This is a genomic window from Agrobacterium sp. CG674, from assembly GCF_053521645.1.
The window spans coordinates 35,397-54,971 of the sequence record NZ_JBNWDZ010000014.1 but is presented as its reverse complement, the minus strand read 5'-3'; the positions used below and the strand labels follow the sequence as shown (position 1 = coordinate 54,971).

Sequence of the window (19,575 nt, the reverse complement as noted above, 5' to 3'; positions counted from 1 at the left end):
TTAAGAATACGAAGTTGCAATAACTCATAATGAATGGCTTTGGCATCAAAGCTACCGAGTTTGCCAGCCCAAACCCGCTGCTGTGAAAATCAAGTAGTCGTCCAAATTACATAATTTGAGACAGACAGAACCACCGAACCGAGTTTCGATAGTTCGTACTCCGTCCAGGCGTACGATCAATTAGCATGCGAGACTAGTCATCAAAAGTTCGTATCACAGCTGAAGAACGAATGATTCCCGCACTAGCTACATCGCTCGCCGTCCTCAGATCACTTAGTCGACGCCCTCGCCTGTCTAGAATGCCGAACAAACTATTGGGTAACGGGTGATATGTGATCTGGGATAGGGCAGACATATGGCTCTTCTTTTATCTTTTCCAGCCATTCTGCTTTAGTGCGCGCTAAAAGCTCAGGTGATGTCGCAAGGTCAAGCCCGGTCGCTGCCATGGCTTTGGCAGCGTGGATCATCGCCTTGTGAGCGCCTGCGCTTTGGCCTTGTGCAACCACCTGCCATGTATGGGGATTTGTCCCAATAGCCCAGGTTGGTGCCCAGCATTGCGCAGTCGGGGTTACACGGCTTACATCGCCAACATCGGTCGAGCCTGCCCGGAAATGCGATTGACCTTCGAAGTCGCGCAGACCGAGATGCAGCGGCGTTGAACCATCGATCTTATCGTTCGAAAAGACGTCGTTTTTGATCTGATAGAGGCGGATGCTGCTCTTGATTGCCTCGTTGGTAAAGGTCGCCTGTATCTTGCGGGCGAAGTCTATATCGGCCTCATCGAACGGCACGGGACCAATCGAGACGAGATTGTCGTGGATTGCATTTTCCAGCGTCAGGTTCGGTAGCAGATTGGTGGCAGCCGTGTCGAAAATGATCTCGACTTCCGTCCCGGTCATCATGGCCGCGCCCCGAGCGACTTGATCAACACGCTCTGCCAGTGCCAGCGCTTGTGACATTTCAGGTGCTCGTACGAGGTATAGGACTTCGGCCTTGGCCTGAACGACATTGGCCGCGCGTCCGCCTGCATCGGTTATGGCGTAGTGGACCCGGCAGTCCTGTTGCATGTGCTCGCGCAAGAAATTAACGCCGACATTCATCAGTTCGACGGCGTCCAGTGCGGAGCGACCAAGATGTGCGGCATTTGCCGCATGGGCCGCAACGCCCTTGAAGCGGTAATAATATTCGAGAACGGCAAGATTGTTGGTCGAGCGCACACCGTTGAAGGGTGCAGGATGCCAGGTCATAGCCGCATCGACATCGGCGAAGGCACCGGCACGTACCATGAATGTCTTGCCGGAACCGCCTTCCTCTCCGGGGCAGCCGTAATAGCGCACTGTGCCGGGAAGACCGTTGGCTTCCAAATGTTTTGCCAGCGAAATCGCAGCCAGCATCGAGCCGCTTCCCAGGAGGTTGTGGCCGCAACCATGGCCGCTTCCGTCCACCTCGACCGCCATTGGCTGATCTACGCCCGATTTCTGGCTCATGCCCGCCAGCGCATCGTATTCGCCAAGAAATGCAATGACAGGCTTGCCGCGACCATACTCGCCGATGAAGGCCGTCTTCATGCCAGCTATGTCTTGTCGAACGGAAAATCTATTTTGTCTCAGTGTTTCAACCAGCAGGTCCGATGATTGAACCTCCTGAAATTTCAGTTCCGAAAACTCCCATATCCTGTCGCTAAGATTGGTAAAATCGGGTGCCAGCGCATCGACGGTTTGGATGAGCGATTGCAAGGCGGCAGTATCTGGCATGTTTTATCCTCGGAGAAATATGGACAGTCTTGGAGCGAGTTTGCAAAGGAACTAGCCAAGCTGCAAGTTAGTCCGGTGCCGCGTACCATCGCGGCCCCGGGCTTTCGTCATGGCTTACTTATCGAGGGAAACTTCCCAGAGGCGAGCATTGGACTGCCAGACAGGTCGGCCCTTCAAGGCCTTTGTCGCACCCCAGACGTCGATCATGTCGTAAAGGAAAATCCCAGGCATTTCCTCGAGCATCAGCTTGTGAAACTCGTCAAAGATGGCTTGGCGTTTCGCCGTGTCGATTTCGGCATAGGCGGACTTCATCAACGCAATTGCCTTGGGGTTGTCCCACATCAGCGATGCGTTTTTGTCCTTGTCTCCCACATAGAAGCTGTACATCAAAGCCGGATCGAGACGCGGTGCGACAGATTGCGAGATGATCTGATAGTTCCCGGAACGACGCCGATCCACCTGTGTAGCGTAGTCGAGAACTTCGATCTGCACGTTGAGGCCGATTTGCTGAAGCATGGCCTGAGCGATGACGGCAGCTGGGAAGCTCGGTACGTTGCCACGCTTGTTGGCAATGATGCTGATCGGCTCCCCCTTGTATCCGGAAGATGCGAGTTCTTTCTTGGCCGCTTCGAGATCGTAGGGAGGCCGCGTTTTCTGGGTTTCGCTGAAGTAGACGGAATCTGAAGCGACCATGGAGCCATTCGCCTTGCCGGTGCCATTGGATGCGGCGGCAACCAGTTCGTCAAGCTCAAGCGCCATGGCTATAGCGCGGCGCACGCCGGGCTTGCTCATGATCGGATCGCGTGTCTGGATGTAGAAGAGGTTCTTGCCGTTGTTCTGCGAAACAATGACCTTGGCTTTTTCGCTCTTTTCGAATTCAGGGATCAGGTCGGGAGAAATTTCCGCCGTGTCGAGAACACCGGATTGCAGGCCGGCCTTCACCGTAGAGGCATCGGGAATGACCATGAACTTAATGCCGTCGACCAACGGACGCTTGGAGCCGACCATTCCATCCGGCTCGCCATTATTGGCGGGTGAAGCGTAGCCATCGAATTTCGTCAGGTGAATATATTCGCCCTTTTTCCACTGGTCCCATTTAAACGGCCCGGTGCCGATGGGCTTGTCGAAGGTGCCATCGGCGGCAACCGAATCCGGTGAAATCATTCCAGTGTAACCGCATTCGGGGCGCGACATGAGACCGAGGAAAACGGCAGATGGCTTTTCCAGGGTCATAGTCACGGTCTGTGTATCAACCGCCTTGATGCCCGTAACCTTTACGGTGCCGCTGCCGTCAAAGTCCTTGATACAGGTCCATTTCGTTGCTGGGTCCATGTAGCGGTTCCAGTTCCACACCACGTCCTCGGCTGTCAGCGTCTTGCCGTTATGAAACTTTACGTCTAGACGCAGCTTGAACGTATAGGTCAGGCCATCGGCAGACATCTCGAAGGACTGGGCCAGCAAAGGCTTGACCTCGCCATTGTTGGCATAACCGACAAGGCCCTCGACGATGTGGAGAATGACGCCGTCCGTGTTGCCGTCGCGGTTGACGCCCGGATTGCTACTGCGCAGATCGGAGCTTTGCGCGATGACGATGTCACGAGCGGCGGAAACGCCGGTCAGCGACATCAGGATCGGTGCGGCGAGAAGAATGCTTTTCATGTTACCCTCTTTTTGTTGACGTTTATGGTTGTTCAAGCGTGGAATGCGTCCCAGCAAACGCGAGACAGCTTGCCGATGGTTTCGAGAGACATCGTGTAGCCCGGCGTACCATCCGGCATGTCCTGCGGCACTTGATCGGTAAAGGCTGTGATGATGTAGAGCGGCGCACCATCCCGATAGACGATGCCAGCATTCATGCGTCCGCGTTTGCCGGTGCCGCCCTTGTGGGCAACCACGGTGCCGAAAGGTAGCCGGGATGGAATGGCGTAACGCAGGATCTGGCTCTTCAGCGTCTGCAGAGCATAGGCGCACAGTTCGTGTGAAGAGCCCAACCTGCCCGCGGCATCAGGCGATGTCTGCGCGTCGAGAATGGTCTGGAGCAGAAACAATTGATCACGCGCCGTCGTCGTCGTCACGGATTTCAAGGTGTGGTCCGGCGACAAAGCCAATGGCGGAATGAGGAAGCGGTGATGCGTGCCGCTCATACCGATCGACTTGCAGTAGCTATCGACCTCTTCCAGCGTTAGCCGCTCGAACACCATCTTGGTGCAGACATTATCGCTCAGCACCATCATGCCGGTTATGGCGTCGCGCAGCGAAATGATGATACCGGGCGTCATGTAGCGGAACATGCCGCTGGCTACCTCTTCGGCAAAACGTGCCTCGTAGGTGATCCGCTCATCGAGATCGAGCCTGCCCTCATGGACGGCTTTCAGCGCTGCCATCATGATCGATGTCTTGCGAGTGCTGGCCGATGGCGTTTCCTCATCCGCGCCGCGCTCGAAGGTCTCGCCCGTCAGCAGGTTGCGAATGCTAAAACGGGTGACGAAATCCTGCGCGTCGCAGACGGCGTTGAGGCGCTCGGCCACGGTGCCGGACAGTTTTTGCATTGTCGTGGTGTTTGTCATTTTCAGTTCTCCAGACGCCATTTCAGTTTGACGCCGCCGGTCTCGTTGAGATCGAGTGCGGGAATGGCCGAAAGCAGACGTCGCGTGTAGGCCTCTTTCGGCGTGTCGAAGATCGTATTCCGATCGCCCTCTTCGATGATGCGACCGTCCTGCATGACGACCACGCGGTCTGCCACCTGTTCCACAACACCGAGATCATGGCTGATGAACAGGCAGGAGAAGCCGTAGCGTTTTTGCAGATCGGAAAAGAGCGACAGCACCTGCGCGCGAACGGTCACGTCGAGTGCCGACACCGGTTCATCCGCAATCAGAAAGCGGGGACGCCGCGCAATCGCACGGGCGATCGCCACGCGTTGCCGCTGTCCGCCCGAAAGCTCGTGCGGATAACGTAGGGCATATTCAGCACCGAGACCGACTTCCTCCAGCGTTTCATAGGCACGTTTCTTCTTGGCGGCGCGATTGATGCCGGGAACCAACCGTAGCGCCTCTTCCACCAGCGCCAGAATGGTCATGCGCGGATCGAGCGAGGAATAGGGGTCCTGAAACACCATCTGGCAGTTCAGGCGGTAATCCTGCCAATCGGCATCACGCTTGCGACCCTGGAACAGGATTTCACCGCTGGTCTCGCTGACCAGACCGGCAATGGTGCGACCCAGCGTGGTCTTGCCGGACCCGGAGCCACCCACGAGCGCAACAACCTCACCCTCGTGAATATCGATGGACACACCGTGCAAAGCGCGCTTGGCAGTTCCCTTTTTCAACAGGGATCTGCGGCCCGGATAATCGACCACGATGTTTTTCGCGGACACTATCGGTGGCGATGCCGTATCGATTATCCGAACTTCGCCGCGGATTGGCAACGAAGATAGTAGTTTGCGGGTATAGGGATGCTTTGGTGCCTCAAGGATCTGTTCTGTTGTTCCAGCCTCGACGATTGATCCTTTTTCCATCACTACGATGCGGCTGGTATACCGAGCGACCATCGGCAAATCGTGACTGATCAGCAGAACAGCCGTGCCTTCGGCCTTGGTCAACTCGACCATCAGTTCCATGACATCGCGCTGGATGACGGCATCGAGCGCTGTCGTTGGTTCGTCGGCAATCAGCAAGGCCGGTTTCAGAAGCATTACCGAGGCCAGCATGATCCTCTGGCGCATGCCACCGGAAAATTCATGCGGATAGGATGTGAGCGCCCCCTCCGGATCACGAATGCCGACACGCTGGAGCATGGCAAGGATTTTGGCGCGCCGCTCAGCAGGCGTATATTTGGTGTGAAGGGTAAGGCCCTCTTCCAACTGCCGACCGATGGTCATGGACGGATTGAGGGATGTCATAGGTTCCTGAAAAACTAGTCCGATTTCGGCACCCCGCAGGCGGCGCAAATCCGCCTCGCTCATCGCTGTGACGTCGCGACCCTTGTAGGTCACATCGCCACCGGTTTTGCGGATGGCGGGCGGCAGAAGTGAAATCAGAGCGCGCGTTGCCAGCGATTTGCCGGAGCCGCTTTCCCCAACGATCCCGAAGATTTCTCCGGGTTCGAGATCGAAGCTGACATTCTTCACGACCTCGACGCCGCGATGGGTAATCTCCAGCAAGAGATTGCGCACGCTGAGAAGTTTTTCCTGTGTCATTTCAAACCTCTCATGCGGGGATCGAGTTTGTCGCGAAGCGCATCTCCGAGCAGATTGATGCCGAGCAATGTCAACGCGATGCAGAGGCCGGGAAAAAGTCCGAGCCAGACGGCCTGTTCGATGAAGGGTCGGCCAGCGGCCAGCATATTGCCCCAGGTGGGTGCCGGTGGTGGCACGCCAAGACCGAGGAAGCTCAAAGCACTTTCTGATAGGATGGCCCAGCCGAACATGGACGTCGCAAGAACGGTGATCGGTGCCAGACAATTCGGCAGAATGTGCCTGACCATGGTGAAAATCTCGCTGTTGCCCATGATCTTGGAGGCTTCGATGAATTCGCGTTCACGCAGCGACAGAACGGCACCGCGCACCACGCGCGCCATGGATGGCGTGTAGGCAATGCCGAGCGCAAAGATGATGCCGTATTGATTGGCACCGAATACAGCCAGCAGACCGAGTGCCAGCAGGATGCCGGGAAAAGCGAGCAGTGCGTTGTTGATCGCCATGATGACACCATCGATCCAGCCGCGGGAATAGCCGCTGATCAGTCCGATCAGCGTCCCAGCGATGGTGGCAAAACCAACGGTCAGGCATCCGATCCAGACGCTGGCCCGTGCACCAATCATCAGACGGCTGACAACGTCCCGGCCGAATTCGTCCGTGCCAAGCAGATGTTGTGGGCCCGGTGCTGCGAGACGAGCGGTGAAGCTGAGCTTCATCGGATCGAATGGTGTCCAGAACAAACTGACAGCTGCGATGATCAGAAGAATGGCAATCAGAAAGCCGCCGATCAGGCCATTGAGCGTAAAATGTTTCATTCTGCCACCACGCGCGGATCAAACAGAGGATAAAGGAGATCGACGATCAGATTGACCACGACGTAGGAGAAGGCGACGAACAGCAGGCATCCTTGAATGACCGGGTAGTCGCGCTGAAAGATGCTATCGACCATCAGCCGTCCAAGACCGGGAATGGTGAAAACCGTTTCAATGACCGCGATGCCACCCAGAAGATTACCGAGAATAAGGCCAATCATCGTCCATGTCGGACCGAAGGCGTTTCTGAAAGCGTGCTTCCAGAGAACGGCACTTTCCGACAGGCCTTTTGCGCGGGCATGGGTGATGTAATCCAGCCGCAACACTTCGAGCGTAGAGGCGCGTGCCATGCGGATCAGGACACCCGCCTCATGAATGACAAGTGTCATGATCGGCAGCACGAGATAGAGGAGGCCGCCAACCAGATTGTCGCTGATCGACACATATCCCAGCACCGGCGACCAGCCGAGTTTGAGACCGAAAAACAAAAGCAACAGTAGGCCGAGCCAGAAGGTCGGGATCGATAGTAGGATCGTTGCGGTACCGACCAGCGCTAGATCGGTGACGCTGTTCTGTCGCCATGCGGCAATGACGCCGGCTGGAACTGCGATCAGGCTCGCCAGAATGACGGCGATGATGACGATTTCAGCAGACACCATGAAGCGCGACACGACGAGCGGAAGTACTGCCTCGTTGTTAACGATGGAGCGGCCGAAGTCGCCGGTCAGCACATTGCCACTCCAAACCAGAAACTGTTGGGGCATCGAGAGGTCGAGACCAAGTTCGGTTCGCATGGTGGCGATCTGATCCGGCGTGGCCATGTCGCCCAGCATGAGAGCGGCGGGATCACCCGGAATGAATCGGATTAGCGCAAAGACCGTAATGGCAACGATGACCATGGTCGGCAACGCCATGAGCAGGCGGTTGAATATAAATCTAATCATCGGTTCCCCTGAACACGATTGGCGGGGCCGGATCTACAAAGTCACCGGCTGTTTATGGGTAGACTATGAGCGATGAGAGATTTTTGCGCAATATTATGCATTTTCATCATAGCTTTATGCATATCGTGCGCTGCGTCTCGTCAGACGCGTAAGGATCAAAAACCTTTAAGGTCTTGTTAGGTTGTATCTTTTTGGGAAATGACGATTTGTCGCTTCAGCGCGTCCATGAGCGCCCTTGCAGCAAGCGATGAAGAGGTGCCGGACGGAGTGGCCAATCCGAACTCCTGTTTCGACGCAGGAATAAAGGGTCGCTGCACGACGGGCAGGTGCCGATAAAGATTGGCAAAAAAACTACTCAGGATAGCGATGCCCAAGCCGTGAGCAGCATAGGAGCATGCCGAACTATTGGTATGTGTTTCGATCTTGACGTTTTGCTTCACACCCGCACGTTTGAACGCTTGGTCAAGCAACATGCGGTTCGGTCTCTGACGACCAATCAGTATGAGCGGCTCGCCGCGCAGGTCCTTGGCCGTAATTTCGGTCGCGCTTACCATCGGATGATCCTCGGGGATGACGCAGACGCTCGATCCCGTAGCCACCTTTTCCATGTCGATGCCCGGGCCTAGCTGATCCTCGTAACGAAGAAACCCGAAATCGATGACCTTCTGCTCTACAAGCCTTGCGATGCTGGAGGTCGTTTCGAAAAACGTTTCGATCCGGACGGTGGGATATTCGCTGGCATATTCGAGCAACATCGCCGGTGCAAAGTTTTCCCACATGCTGCTGGGCAGGCCGATACGCACCAGCTCCGGCCCGGTAGCACCACTGCGCAGATCCTCAGCAAGGCTCGAGAAGCGGTTTAACCCTAGCAGGACTGTTTCTGCATCACGCGCCAGAATGCTGGCCTCCGGCGTTGGAATGAGCCGACCCTTGTCGCGGTCGAACAGCCTCAACGAAAGATCTGACTCGAGCTGTTGCAAAAGACGGCTGACACCGGACTGACTAAGCCCCATACTTTTGGCCGTCGCAATCGTCGATCCTGTGGCAAGCAGGGTCTTCAGAACTTCCAATTGCCTAAAATTGATCATCTGTAATTGCCCTATCGTCCGCTCGGTCGTGCACTAATATCCTGCCTCTCATACCATTCCCTAAGATACCGCAAGAATGGTGCAGCCGATTTCGGTAGCGGCGTTTGTTCGGAGCCGACGATTGCGTAATTCACGACAAGCGCTGGTTCAAGCGGTACGAAAACAAGCGGCATGGCGCTATATTCACGCGCCAGCAGTTCGCTGACAATGGCAACACCCAGCCCCGCGGCCGCGAGCGCGCAGGCACAACCGACCGAATGTGCCTCGATGGCCGGGCGCTGCCGCAATCCCTGTTTATAGAACAGCGCTTCCAGTTCATGGCGTACAGGCCTCTCGCGATTCAACAGGATCAGATCGTGCGATTTGAGGTCGGGCACGGTCAGTGTTTTGCTCTTCGCTAGTCCGTGGTCCGGATGCATGACGCAGATATTGCGAGAGGGCAGCACATCTTCCTCGCGTAACCCCGGTGTCGCTGAAGGTAGGCGGGTGAAGCCAATATCCGCCTGGCCATCAGCGATCATCCGCTCGATTGCTACATAATTACCCGATGCCACCTCGATCCTGACCGGCCCGCTCTCCGTTAGAAAGCGTTTGATCAAACGCGGGATGAGCGTCACCGAAAGGCTGGCCGGAAACGCGAGCCGTAACGGAATTTCCAGCGAATGACCATTTTCAAGCTCCCGCGCCGTCACTTTCAATGCTGTCAGCCGATCCGAAATCACTCTGATTTCCGGTCCCAGGGCTAAGCCTTCACGCGTCATGGAAAGCCGGTTTTTATCCCGCTCAAACAACCGTACTCCAAGATAAAGCTCAAGCTGGTGGAGAAGCCGGCTGGCATTCGACTGAGAAATCCCAAGCTCAGCGGCGGCAGCTATGGTCGAACCCGTAGCGGCAATCGCGTCATAGGCATGAATATGCTTGACGCTGATGGCTATCTTGTTGTCCCCCATCAATCTCTCCCCCCAAAAAACAAATAGGATCACCCGTAAACTGCATAAGATTGCACGCTTGAACCAGGCCTTCCAATGATACAGCCAAGAGCAAAGACTTGGCAGGGGTAAAAGGCAATGGCAACAGTTCTGGAAAAAATCGCAACACATGTGGTTTCAAGAAAGCACTTCTCTGAAGGCTCCACCATGCGTGCGCAAAAGGCTATAGTTGATACGATGGGGTGCATGATCGCTGGAGGCACCGATCCGGCACCTCGCTCTGTCGCGGCGGCATTTTCCAAAGACATTGGTCCAAACGGAGCCTCCGCGTTAATCACCGGCGGAAGGGCATCACCGTCTATTGCGGCCTTGGTCAATGGGACCGCGGCCCATTGTCTGGATTTCGACGATAACTTTCACCCGGCCCGTGCGCACGCGTCCGCCGTTCTTGTGCCTGCTTTGCTGGCAATCGCATCGGCGGACAGTTCCGTTTCCGGTAAACAGCTTATCCGCGCCTATCTCGCCGGTCTCGAAGCGCAGGCCGCCGTTGGTTTCGGCGTCAACCCTTCCCATTACAACAGGGGTTGGCACGGCACCTCCACTGTCGGCTGCATTGGTACGGCGGCTGGCGTGGCCGTCCTTTTTGGTCTTGATGACGGGTGTGCAGCCCAGGCGATGAGTATCGCCGTCAGCCTTGCATCAGGCCCGAAAGGTCAGTTCGGAACATCTGTGAAGCCACTCCACGCGGGTATCGCAGCCCGTAATGCGGTGGAGGCCGCGTGTCTTGCGCAGGCGGGCATGACTGGACGACTGGATATTCTGGAACGACCACAAGGTTTTCTGGATTTGTTCGGAGGCGCAGACTCAACCGGATGGGACGGGCTTTCCCTGGACGAAACCCACGTCATTGAAACCCGAGGGTTGGTAACGAAGCTTCACCCATGTTGTGCTTCTACACATCGGGCTATCGACGCCGCGCTGGATTTGCAGAAAGAGCATGGGTTCTCGCTTGATGACGTGCATCGCATAGACACAAAAGTGGGGCGGTCTGCTGTTGATAATCTGGCTTATCCAGACCCTGCTGATGAGATGCAGGCACGTTTTTCGATGCAATATTGTCTTGCTGCCGCTCTGGCTAAAGGCAAGCTTTCATTGGAGGATTTTAGGAGCGACACAATATTTAGACCTGATATCCGGCATCATATGCCGAAAATTACGATGAGAGCCTATAGCGCGGAACAAGAGCGCGGAGTTGAACGTATTGCGCATCAGGTAACGATCACATTAGGTGATGGGCGGACGCTTTGGAAAGAGAGGCTTCACGCCAAGGGGTCGTCCGCAGACCCTATGTCCGAAGCCGAACGGCAGTCGAAATTTGCTGATTGCATAGCTTGGGTTCGGCTGCCGGACGAAGATAGGTACTCTGCTTTAGCTCGTCTCGATTGCGCACTTTCTGTGGAGTATGTGATGAAGCAAGTTTATTGGAAGGACAGGATTGGATGAGGCCAGAGACCATGGAGGCAAGCGCCCCTGAGACGGAAAACTGATTTCCGATACCGAGATCGATATGTCGCGCCGCAAGCTCAGTGTTCTGTCCAGAATCTGCGACCAGAACGCCATCCTGAGCGATCAGTCGGCCGAACGCAAGGACGACTGCTGCTGGTTTCAACGGAGCATTCTCATCGTTCTCCATCAGGGCCATATTTCCACGCCAGTCCTCCATCGCCGAGTGCGCTTGCTCGAGGAACGACCGGTCCGGCTTCCGTGTCAGTCGGCTGTTGAGAAGCCGGAGCGTTTCCTTGGCGTCGCCCACTAAACCGGCCTCCACCGGAAAGCGAAGGCCGATACGTTGCGGGTCGCTGTCGATCTGAACGCCCCGGGCGGAATCCGGCTTTGTATAATATTCGATGTAAGGGAAGGTCGACCCGACGATCAGGAGGGCGTCGCATTTCTCCACGATTGCCCGTGAAGGGGCCGTTCCGAGAATCCCAATCCCTCCGGTGGTGTAGGGGTCACTATCCGCGAGCACAGCTTGGCCCAGCAGCGCCTTTCCGACAGGCGCCGCTAGCAGGTCAGCCGTCTCCTTAAGTTCTTCGTGAGCGCCGCGACCGGCGAGAATGGCGACCTTGCCAGCTCCGTTCAGGATCGGTGCCGCACGATCCAGTTCGCCGTCGTTCGGAAGCTGGCGACCCGCAAAATAGCGGTTAGGCACGTGCTTGGGCCGATTGCGTGTGGATCGCAATTGCGCTTCCATCTCCTGGGTGTCGCTGGCGATGGAGAGATGGGCTACGCCGCGTTTTGCCAGGGCGGAGCGACAAGCAAGGCTGGCGAGGTTTTCCATGTGGCCAGGCACACGCCAAGGTTTCCGGTAAATTTTGCATAGGCACAGGCCATAAAGTCAGCGGATTCCTCGTGACGTAACTGCACGAAGCTACTCTGATCCTACCGCTCGCGCAGCGCTTCCATAATCCCGTTGATCCCGTCGCCGGGAAGGCCGAACACGACCTTAACCTCCCAGGCGATCAGCGTTTCGACGAGGATATCAGCGGCATTAATGATGGCGCAGCTCCATGGTGGTCTTGCTGCGTAAACCACGCTGTCTTTCGAAAGTTCCGGGTTGTGTCTTGCTGGCATCTACCCAAATAAAACCAGGGTCCGCGGGCCTACAGTTCCGCGCCGTCTCATCAGCTACACGCCAGAAACGTTCCGGTCCTGGGCCTGCCGCAGATGCGATGGGACCTCTTTGACGTCAGCAAGCATGTTGTGCTTCTTGAGGAACCGGCGAAAGTTCTCCGCGACAGCCTGGACCGGGAGTCGGCCGCTTGCCGCCTTCCTGCAGGCGTCCACTATGACCTCATAGACGATATCGCGGCTGTTTTGCGGCCATTCGTCGAGGAAATCGAAGACATCGTCGAGAACGGCGATCTCCTGAATAAAGTGCTTCCGCTGCGCGTAAATCGGACGGTCAAAAGTTTCAAATGCCATGAGCTTCCTCCTTTCGTGGCGTTCAGCGCCGATGATCTAGGCATCATGATTTTAGGCATCAAGAGGGAATGGCTGGTTGGACGCGATGTCGAAAAACGCAAGACAGTTCGTGTTTGTTTCTTGGCCTCCGGCTGTTGTCCGCTTTCGCACAAAGGCGGAATCGGAGCCTAACGGCCCAGTTCGCCAGCAATTAAACTAAAATAGACACCAGCCCCGGTTCGGTGCTTCGATCAGGTCGTCAACGGACGTAGAGTGCATATCCTCAAAGTCGGCGATGACGCTGATCCGCCTATCGTCCTGCTTTATGGTTGTGGAAGCCTTGCCCAGAAAATGCCAGCTTCCTTCCGGGAAACGGGGCTCCACATTGTCGCGCCCGATCGGCCCGGCTGTGGTTTCAGCAACCCGCTACCGCAAGGGCAGAGAGGACTGTTGGCACAGTCCCTATGGCTTGAGGAAGTGGCCGGCGCCCTTGGGTTTGGCAGCCTGACGATCACCGGCCATCCCATCGGCTGCGCGGCGACTATCCCTCTGGCGCAACGCCGTCCCGATCTGGTGAGTTGTCTAGTCCTGATCGCGCCATTTGGCCGTCCGACTCCGGAGCAGGCGACGGTGCTGCTCTGCCTCGCTGTCGCTCCTGGTACCGGCAGCGTGTTGCAATAAGTCGCTATGCAGACCGTGTGATTCAACGACCTGTGGCAGCAGAAACACCTATTCTGGCATTATGGCCTGACCGACGACAGCCAAGAAGGTCGTCACCGGTCAAGCATTTCAAGGCTGTGAGAAATTTAAGAACGGGCGTTGTGCCCAGGCGAGCTAGCCCCTTCGATGATGCGATCGCGGGCGATATCATGAACCTCGGCAGCGACCGACGCGGCCTTGTCGCGAACATTGGTGGCAACATGCTCGGCCTTGTCCATGGCTTTTGCGGCCTCATCCGAAACGCGGGATTTGACGTTATCGGCTGAGGTGCCCAGCATGTCGTCTTCGGTCTTGGTGTGCGGAAGGGCCGCACCGATTGCAGCACCCACGGCAAAAGCGAGTGCGCCACCCACCAGAGGCTGATCCCTGAAGTGCTTCAGAATGGCCGTGTTGAGCTGTGCGCCGCTTTCCATGGCACTCTGCTTCGCATCCGCAATAGCATCGCCCGCCTCGCAGGCCGAACGCTTCACATCCTGCCAGGTATCGGAGACCCAGCCTGAAGCATCGTCAAAGAGATTGCCGGCTTCATCTCGAAGGTCGTGATAACGGCGACCGGAGGCATCCACAAACCCGCGGAAGGTCTTTCCGCTTTCATCCATGAAATGGCCAGCACGTTTGCCTGCCTCATCCGTCAACGCCTTGTAGCGGCTGCCGGAACCATCGGTGAAATGGCTATAGCGTTCGCCATTATCCATTGTGACAGGGCCTGAGCGACGCAAATCTCCCTGAATGGTTGCCAACGGATAGTCATGGATGTCATCTTCATGGCGCGCATAGGATGCTAAGCTGGTTTTCGGTCCAGCCATCAGCCATGCGAGGCCAACGCCGACCAATGCCATGGGCACCGGGTTGTTCTTGACCGCCGCGCCGAGGTTGGAGGCATATTCGCCGCCACCGGAGGTCTTTGCATAGGTCAAGACCTGATCGACCAGTTGGCCGGGTGACATGCGCTGCTGAATGGCATCGAGCCTGTCTTCGATGCGGCGACGGTCTTCGGCGATTTCGCGTTCGATATCAGCCGCACTTGACGTATCAGAAGTATAAGCCATCACGTTCTATCCTTTATGATCTTTGCATCCTGCTGAAGGGATGCCGATGTGCGTTCAAGCGTGAGACTGCCGCCCCGAAGTGTGTTAAGCCCGCGCGAAATGAGGCCCCAGGCAACCAGCAAGACAAGAAGTCCAACCACGACGGCCGAGAGCGCACCGGCATTTGGCTCCGACATGCCCTGCATGACCAGAAAGGCTGTGAGCCCCTGCACAAGCGCCGACAACAAAACGCCAACGGCGCAGATTGCCAGCACCATTCCGGCAGCAAGGGCTTCGACGCCGGTCATGGCACGCGCCATTTTTTCCGATGCCTCCGCCTTGGCGAGATTGATTTCATTACGAAACAGGCCTGAGATATCGCCGACAAGGCCGGTTACGAGTTCCGGTAGCGATCTGTCGTCGGTTGCTTTAGCCATTGATGCGGCCCTCCGGGCTGGTTTCAGACATTGTGGACACTACAGGACGCGCGGTGGCATAGGCCGGATCTGCGGGTGCAGGATCAACTGGGCCAACATCGGCCGGCTGTCCTATGGGTTGCCTGGCGGGTTGGCCCGTCGGCTTGGTGGAGGTGGTTGTTGCGTTATGCGTTGCAGACGCGGTCAGGAACCGGCTGGCGGCAAGGCCGGCGATTGCGGCGAGGCCGAGAAAAGCGAGGGGTTGCTGACGGCCGAAGTCTTCCGCCTTGCCAGCCATCTCGCCCAGGCTGCGATCCTGCATATCATTGGAAAAGGTCTTCATCGTCGAGCCCAGCGTGCGAGCCAGCTTGCCGATATCGCGATCATCGCCCTGTTCGAGCTCGTCCGCTACCTTCTCGATGGCCATGGCTACGTCGTTCATTTTGCCGGCTATGACGTTTTTTTGTTGATCGGCTGCGTCCTTTGCCTGATCGGTCGCCTCAGAAACCTTATCACGCGCATAGTCCTTGGCAGAGCTGACGTCGTCTGACAGTTTCTGCTTGATATCGGCTGATGTCGTCGTGTCGCGCTCAAACTTTGCGGAGCCATCCTCGACCGGGGCATCTGACGGGGAGCCCGAGCCTCCGGCAGAGTTGTTGTTGTCATATGTCATGCGAATCTCCTTTGAAACAATGTGCAGCCGGTGATCGAACAAAGGAAAATTTGAAATGTTCCGAGCCAACACTTTAGCCGGAGCCGGTTTAGGACAGTAGAACCAAGGGTTGATCGGCCCGTAGTGACTCTTGAACCGATGATGTAGAGATATGTTGGACAACCATACCAAATGAACGGACTACCTTTAGCAGGCCGCAGAAAGGCGAGCAGGTTGCCGTGCCTTACGCTCTTGATTCCGAATACATGAAGAATATGGAGACGTTGAACCGTAAGCGTCCGGTGGTAACCGACGATTGAAGAACTCAGACCGGCGCGGCGGGCGGCGAGCCGGAAGAGGGCGCAACGCCAGCCGCAGACAACGTTACCGTAATGTTGGCTGAGAACTGCGGAACATCGGCATAGCCGCCGCGTTTCCGGGTCAAAACTCCGGGATCAAGGCCAAGGCAGAATAGGAGAGCAAGGGATGAGACATAAGGAAAAGGAACCTTCCAATCATGGAGATGGCAGCGGTACGAGGCCAGCGTTTCTCAGTGACCGCCAGCGGGCGGAAGTATCGCTGTCGCTCAATAAGGATTCAGGCCTCACTGCGAAGGCTGAAATGTCCAACGGTGGGGTGCTGTCGATAAGCACGATCCACGCATATGGGCCTGGTTTTACGCTGCTGTTCCATTGAAGGAACTTGTGCAAAAAGAAGGTGGTAACACGCGTCGCTTCGATTATCGGATGCTAAGCCGACCAATTCCGCATCTTAATGTCTCCTTCAGACCGGGCAGCGACAATACGTGGTATGATCCTGCTGCCCGATGGAGGATTGGCTGTAGGAACTGACGCGCTCTTTAACGTTACCATCGACAGCAAGCTCCGCGCTTGCGACCTCGTCAAGCCGAGGGTTGAAGATTTATGGTCTGGTAGTTCTATCCGATATTGGGCTACCATCGTCCAAAACAAGACCACGCGAGTGATGCAGTTCGAGGACAAGAGCAGACTAAAATCGCACTTACGGCATTTCTTGCCTTTGTTCGAAGGACTGGCGGCAGCTGGCGCCCAATCCTAGAGCGAATTCAGTAACGGCGACACCTATCGAAGACGTATGTAATTCGTCAGGCCAAGCCGCCTTATCTGCGCCTCTGCATAGGTAATTGCGTCGGCTTCATGAGGGAATGCAGCCATTAGCAGGGAACCATTTTCGACTACGCGCACAGTCCAGATGTCGTTCAAAGAGAACAACTCAACCACATCACCAAGCACTTCTTCGATTCGTTCGAACACATCTGCCATCTGGCCTGCTTAACGCAGCGTGACGCCATATTAAAGCCGGCCTGAATTTCGGTACGATACCGTACGAAGAATGAGTTCTAAATGCTCCTCGGCGGCAGAGTTAAGTCTAATATAAGGACGTCTAATATATTTTCATTCAGGAACCCAGCCTGACGCGGCGGTTAGGCACCCATGAATTGAGAGTCTGTGAAGGCGGAATGACCAGGTATTTTTTCCATATGATGTACGAAACGGCCACAAGGCTAGATGTGGACGGTTGCAATTTCGCCAACCCCTGCCGGGCGATCACGGAAGCTGAACTGAATTTGCTGACATTCGCACTGGAAGCGAAAGTTCGCGGCAAGCCTGTCCCTAGACAAGTCGCAGTCATTGAGGAGGGTAAGCCGCGTCGCCTTGTCGCGATGAAAAGCACTGACTAGCGGCACCATCAGAGATGTCGCCTACTTATGTTGAGGCTTTCACGACGTAGTCGTGATGCTGGAAATCTGCCCCACTTGCGATGTCTGTAAAAGTGGCGCGTACGACACAAATTTCGCGCTCTGGTTACGTGTGCATCCAGGGCGTTAAAGACGCATTAAAGCGGACGACTATTCGCTTTCATTTTGTTTAATTCTCGCCGCTTTGAGGAGCTTGGTCTTCTCTCTGTCTCCGCGCATCCGCTTTTCTTCAAGGTTCGTAACGGTCAACTTCAATGTATCGAAGTCTGGCTTGGATTGCGTGCGTTTGGGCTTATTAAGATCTTGGTCAGTCAATTTCTGCACCATAGCTTTAGAGGAGGTGGTTTAGACCATTTTCAACATTGCGCACGCGGAGCATTGCCGCCGCGTGGGGCCGATCTGCATTACCCTTACTCCAGTTGTCGTGGGGCTGGTTATTCAAACTTGATCGTTCTCGTCTCGAAGGCATCGATAAAATCGAAGCTGGCACCGATTATGATATACCTCGGTATCATTCCGCAACGCCGCGCTGATCTGCTCTACGGGCGCACGTTCTTATCTCCGTTTTGAGAGTCCAATGCCCGAATGTGGTGGGAACAGTCGACCGGAGCTAATTATGTTCTCCCCTGCAACGTGTCAACAAAGTCCCCGCCGTTGTAAGTCGCCCTCCGACTGCGATCTGCATAGACTTTTCAGGTTCATCTGCACATCCCTTAGGAACGATACCGGCTTCGGCGAGTTCAAATACCCATTGAATAGGTGGAGCGATGGCCCGGTATTATTTCGACGTCACCAACGGTAACGGTCTGGAACGCGACAGCGAAGGACAAGAGTTGCAGTCGCTAGACCATGTGCGACATGAGGCTGGTAGGATCTTATCTGATATTGCCAAGGACGAAATTCCGGTCAGCCGCAATGTGAGTATCAAGGTTGCTGTCAGGAATAGTGAAGGCACCAAGGTTCATACAGGCGAGCTGTCATTTTCGAGCGATTAAAGAAATCCCAATCAGTCTCAGAGTTTTATTTCTAAAAAGTTTAGTAGCTGTTGCTGTGTGCTGGCGCGGGGTAATTTCGCGGTTAGTAGACCGATGGAGATGAGATTTGCAATTAAATGGTCTCAAAGATAATGGCCTGGAACAACAGAGGAGGGGGCGTTTTATATGGCCCTGGCTGCTTTTGTTCGCTGTCACACTCTTGGCGATTTATGCATATGGACAAGCGGTCGCCGCTTGGGAGGATATGATCAGGATGTGGCGGGATCTCGTCCAGCTTTTTTGGTGGATCATGCCTGATGGACAGGCGTAGGCCTCGACGGTCTGAAACAGGAATATCTTCGCGCGGTCGCGTACAGCACGCACAACTTCCCTCATCAGGTCGTTTTCACCGTGTCTGCCCTTCTTTTGGCCAACCGGGCTGAACGTATACGTTCGTGATTGTGGGCCGATGGCAATTTCGTGGCAAATTGCAGTGCCTCCTCTGTGCTTTCGACAATGTGCTGGTCGAGCGAGTCGTGCCGGACGGTGCGAGAAAGGCTTGGTGCGGTAACGAAAGCAGGTCTCGCTGACCGCGAAGGTTCGGCAGGCAAACGCAATGCTTCAGAGTTCCCGGCCATCCCGTGGCCGACGGGCAAGCGCTTGCATTTGAGGTAAGGCTCTCGGCGTTGATACGGCCGTGTGATTGTCTTTCCAAAGCCTCTTTCACCAGTTCTGCCTGCATGCTCATCCCGTGTCTTCGCCAAATCTCGGGCACAGGGCCACACCCTTCCGCTTGGCGAAGGACGGCAAGGGGTTGCGGTTCGCTTAACCTGCTCATCTTCATCAAAAATATCCTCGATCATCAAGCCCGAGAAAATTCTACTTTTTGAAGGCCGTTATTTCGCGGGAGGACTACCCTTAAGTCCAAGAATGACGAAAGTCTTTTCTTTGCAGTGTGTGGTCATAATTGTGCAGGTGGCTGAAGAAGATCAGAAGGGTAGCAGGTTCGATTCAGATGCAGCCGTTCAGCTGGATGCCACGCAGCTTTTGCCGAACTTGACTAAGCTAGGACCATTGAACCAATCATCCAAGCCATGGAACTCGCCCCCATCTGTCGGGTTGCATGAGAGATTTTCGCAAGCTTATCTCGGCAGTGTGTTGATCTCCCGCGCTTCAGCGCTGACACCGTTTCATTGCCTTTTGTTGAGACAGCTATCCATGAAGAATGATGCTCATTGCAAACCTCGGTCACGAGGCAAGACAATGTAGGCAAATAGAATGGAGTGGCCTTTGCGAATGGCCTTAGATACCAACCCAAAGTAAATTATGCATTGAAAATATGATGTAATTGTAGCATT

At 55.5% G+C, this 19,575-nt stretch carries 19 protein-coding genes and 2 pseudogenes; 5 read left to right on the top strand and 16 right to left on the bottom strand.

The features are described 5' to 3' along the window. Positions 1-311 precede the first annotated feature (311 nt). From ACQZ51_RS22635 to ACQZ51_RS22600, 8 genes are all read right to left on the bottom strand, one after another. Positions 312-1,754, bottom strand: coding sequence for a M20 family metallopeptidase (locus ACQZ51_RS22635; protein WP_448780757.1), 1,443 nt, complete (start codon positions 1,752-1,754; stop codon positions 312-314). Between the two features lie 114 nt (positions 1,755-1,868). Then, a complete protein-coding gene (locus ACQZ51_RS22630) occupies positions 1,869-3,413 on the bottom strand; it encodes an ABC transporter substrate-binding protein (RefSeq protein ID WP_448780755.1) in 1,545 nt (514 codons plus the stop codon). Positions 3,414-3,445: 32 nt separating this feature from the next. Further along, entirely contained in the window at positions 3,446-4,321 is an 876-nt protein-coding gene (locus ACQZ51_RS22625; RefSeq protein ID WP_448780754.1) for a serine hydrolase, read from the bottom strand. A 2-nt stretch (positions 4,322-4,323) separates the two neighbouring features. Beyond that, positions 4,324-5,952: an ABC transporter ATP-binding protein gene (locus ACQZ51_RS22620; RefSeq protein ID WP_448780752.1), complete on the bottom strand. Its 1,629-nt coding sequence runs from the start codon at positions 5,950-5,952 to the stop codon at positions 4,324-4,326. After that, complete coding sequence (locus tag ACQZ51_RS22615) at positions 5,949-6,767, bottom strand: ABC transporter permease (protein WP_113170315.1); 819 nt, start codon at positions 6,765-6,767, stop codon at positions 5,949-5,951. Before ACQZ51_RS22615 ends, ACQZ51_RS22620 begins: the two co-directional genes overlap by 4 nt. Continuing rightward, positions 6,764-7,708, bottom strand: coding sequence for an ABC transporter permease (locus ACQZ51_RS22610; RefSeq protein WP_448780750.1), 945 nt, complete (start codon positions 7,706-7,708; stop codon positions 6,764-6,766). Before ACQZ51_RS22610 ends, ACQZ51_RS22615 begins: the two co-directional genes overlap by 4 nt. A 176-nt stretch (positions 7,709-7,884) precedes the next feature. Further along, positions 7,885-8,793: a LysR family transcriptional regulator gene (locus ACQZ51_RS22605; RefSeq protein ID WP_448780760.1), complete on the bottom strand. Its 909-nt coding sequence runs from the start codon at positions 8,791-8,793 to the stop codon at positions 7,885-7,887. A gap of 14 nt (positions 8,794-8,807) precedes the next feature. Beyond that, positions 8,808-9,746 carry a LysR family transcriptional regulator gene (locus tag ACQZ51_RS22600; protein WP_448780749.1) on the bottom strand — a complete coding sequence of 313 codons (939 nt, stop codon included), beginning with the start codon at positions 9,744-9,746 and terminating at the stop codon, positions 8,808-8,810. Positions 9,747-9,863: 117 nt separating this feature from the next. On the opposite strand from ACQZ51_RS22600, the gene ACQZ51_RS22595 reads away from it, so the two are divergent. Then, entirely contained in the window at positions 9,864-11,228 is a 1,365-nt protein-coding gene (locus tag ACQZ51_RS22595; RefSeq protein ID WP_448780747.1) for an MmgE/PrpD family protein, read from the top strand. On the opposite strand, the pseudogene ACQZ51_RS22590 reads toward ACQZ51_RS22595, so the two are convergent. The 3 genes and pseudogenes from ACQZ51_RS22590 to ACQZ51_RS22580 form a co-directional block, all read right to left on the bottom strand. Further along, positions 11,227-12,152: pseudogene (locus tag ACQZ51_RS22590) on the bottom strand (pyruvate oxidase); the annotation flags it as partial. The gene ACQZ51_RS22595 and the pseudogene ACQZ51_RS22590 sit on opposite strands and share 2 nt — an antisense overlap. 15 nt (positions 12,153-12,167) lie before the next feature. Then, positions 12,168-12,359 carry a hypothetical protein gene (locus ACQZ51_RS22585; RefSeq protein WP_448780746.1) on the bottom strand — a complete coding sequence of 64 codons (192 nt, stop codon included), beginning with the start codon at positions 12,357-12,359 and terminating at the stop codon, positions 12,168-12,170. Between the two features lie 54 nt (positions 12,360-12,413). After that, the gene (locus tag ACQZ51_RS22580; protein WP_448780744.1) at positions 12,414-12,710 is read right to left on the bottom strand and encodes a DUF982 domain-containing protein; all 297 of its coding nucleotides are present in this window, start codon (positions 12,708-12,710) and stop codon (positions 12,414-12,416) included. 252 nt (positions 12,711-12,962) lie between these two features. Here ACQZ51_RS22580 and ACQZ51_RS22575 point away from each other — a divergent pair, with 252 nt between their 5' ends. Then, positions 12,963-13,370, top strand: coding sequence for an alpha/beta fold hydrolase (locus ACQZ51_RS22575; protein ID WP_448780742.1), 408 nt, complete (start codon positions 12,963-12,965; stop codon positions 13,368-13,370). Between the two features lie 125 nt (positions 13,371-13,495). On the opposite strand, the gene ACQZ51_RS22570 is transcribed toward ACQZ51_RS22575, so the two are convergent. Genes ACQZ51_RS22570 through ACQZ51_RS22560 form a run of 3 tightly spaced genes read right to left on the bottom strand, consistent with a single transcriptional unit; the run spans position 13,496 to position 15,526 of the window. Continuing rightward, complete coding sequence (locus tag ACQZ51_RS22570) at positions 13,496-14,458, bottom strand: DUF3618 domain-containing protein (protein ID WP_448780741.1); 963 nt, start codon at positions 14,456-14,458, stop codon at positions 13,496-13,498. Beyond that, positions 14,458-14,874: a phage holin family protein gene (locus tag ACQZ51_RS22565; protein WP_448780739.1), complete on the bottom strand. Its 417-nt coding sequence runs from the start codon at positions 14,872-14,874 to the stop codon at positions 14,458-14,460. Before ACQZ51_RS22565 ends, ACQZ51_RS22570 begins: the two co-directional genes overlap by 1 nt. Further along, positions 14,867-15,526 (bottom strand): nutrient deprivation-induced protein, encoded by a 660-nt coding sequence (locus ACQZ51_RS22560; RefSeq protein ID WP_448780738.1) that lies wholly within the window; start codon positions 15,524-15,526, stop codon positions 14,867-14,869. The genes ACQZ51_RS22565 and ACQZ51_RS22560 overlap by 8 nt, the downstream gene beginning before the upstream one ends. A gap of 465 nt (positions 15,527-15,991) precedes the next feature. Between ACQZ51_RS22560 and ACQZ51_RS22555 the strand changes: the two genes are divergently transcribed. Continuing rightward, positions 15,992-16,201 carry a hypothetical protein gene (locus tag ACQZ51_RS22555; protein WP_448780736.1) on the top strand — a complete coding sequence of 70 codons (210 nt, stop codon included), beginning with the start codon at positions 15,992-15,994 and terminating at the stop codon, positions 16,199-16,201. Positions 16,202-16,605: 404 nt separating this feature from the next. Here ACQZ51_RS22555 and ACQZ51_RS22550 read toward each other — a convergent pair whose 3' ends face one another. Continuing rightward, positions 16,606-16,806, bottom strand: a complete 201-nt coding sequence (locus ACQZ51_RS22550; RefSeq protein WP_448780735.1) for a hypothetical protein — start codon at positions 16,804-16,806, stop codon at positions 16,606-16,608. 197 nt (positions 16,807-17,003) lie between these two features. On the opposite strand from ACQZ51_RS22550, the gene ACQZ51_RS22545 reads away from it, so the two are divergent. Then, entirely contained in the window at positions 17,004-17,225 is a 222-nt protein-coding gene (locus ACQZ51_RS22545) for a hypothetical protein (protein ID WP_448780733.1), read from the top strand. A gap of 785 nt (positions 17,226-18,010) precedes the next feature. Continuing rightward, positions 18,011-18,238 carry a DUF6894 family protein gene (locus ACQZ51_RS22540; protein WP_448780732.1) on the top strand — a complete coding sequence of 76 codons (228 nt, stop codon included), beginning with the start codon at positions 18,011-18,013 and terminating at the stop codon, positions 18,236-18,238. Positions 18,239-18,775: 537 nt separating this feature from the next. Here the strand turns inward: ACQZ51_RS22540 and ACQZ51_RS22535 are convergent. Then, positions 18,776-19,061 (bottom strand): annotated as a pseudogene (locus ACQZ51_RS22535) (IS3 family transposase); the annotation flags it as partial. Between the last annotated feature and the right edge of the window lie 514 nt (positions 19,062-19,575).

Coding starts and splice junctions, on each gene's coding strand:
- ACQZ51_RS22635 (WP_448780757.1), bottom strand. CDS start 1,754: ATGCCAGATACTGCCGCCTTGCAATCGCTCATCCAAACCGTCGATGCG.
- ACQZ51_RS22570 (WP_448780741.1), bottom strand. CDS start 14,458: ATGGCTTATACTTCTGATACGTCAAGTGCGGCTGATATCGAACGCGAA.
- ACQZ51_RS22610 (WP_448780750.1), bottom strand. CDS start 7,708: ATGATTAGATTTATATTCAACCGCCTGCTCATGGCGTTGCCGACCATG.
- ACQZ51_RS22555 (WP_448780736.1), top strand. CDS start 15,992: ATGAGACATAAGGAAAAGGAACCTTCCAATCATGGAGATGGCAGCGGT.
- ACQZ51_RS22560 (WP_448780738.1), bottom strand. CDS start 15,526: ATGACATATGACAACAACAACTCTGCCGGAGGCTCGGGCTCCCCGTCA.
- ACQZ51_RS22545 (WP_448780733.1), top strand. CDS start 17,004: ATGACCAGGTATTTTTTCCATATGATGTACGAAACGGCCACAAGGCTA.
- ACQZ51_RS22595 (WP_448780747.1), top strand. CDS start 9,864: ATGGCAACAGTTCTGGAAAAAATCGCAACACATGTGGTTTCAAGAAAG.
- ACQZ51_RS22550 (WP_448780735.1), bottom strand. CDS start 16,806: ATGGCAGATGTGTTCGAACGAATCGAAGAAGTGCTTGGTGATGTGGTT.
- ACQZ51_RS22625 (WP_448780754.1), bottom strand. CDS start 4,321: ATGACAAACACCACGACAATGCAAAAACTGTCCGGCACCGTGGCCGAG.
- ACQZ51_RS22585 (WP_448780746.1), bottom strand. CDS start 12,359: ATGCCAGCAAGACACAACCCGGAACTTTCGAAAGACAGCGTGGTTTAC.
- ACQZ51_RS22615 (WP_113170315.1), bottom strand. CDS start 6,767: ATGAAACATTTTACGCTCAATGGCCTGATCGGCGGCTTTCTGATTGCC.
- ACQZ51_RS22580 (WP_448780744.1), bottom strand. CDS start 12,710: ATGGCATTTGAAACTTTTGACCGTCCGATTTACGCGCAGCGGAAGCAC.
- ACQZ51_RS22630 (WP_448780755.1), bottom strand. CDS start 3,413: ATGAAAAGCATTCTTCTCGCCGCACCGATCCTGATGTCGCTGACCGGC.
- ACQZ51_RS22600 (WP_448780749.1), bottom strand. CDS start 9,746: ATGGGGGACAACAAGATAGCCATCAGCGTCAAGCATATTCATGCCTAT.
- ACQZ51_RS22540 (WP_448780732.1), top strand. CDS start 18,011: ATGGCCCGGTATTATTTCGACGTCACCAACGGTAACGGTCTGGAACGC.
- ACQZ51_RS22565 (WP_448780739.1), bottom strand. CDS start 14,874: ATGGCTAAAGCAACCGACGACAGATCGCTACCGGAACTCGTAACCGGC.
- ACQZ51_RS22620 (WP_448780752.1), bottom strand. CDS start 5,952: ATGACACAGGAAAAACTTCTCAGCGTGCGCAATCTCTTGCTGGAGATT.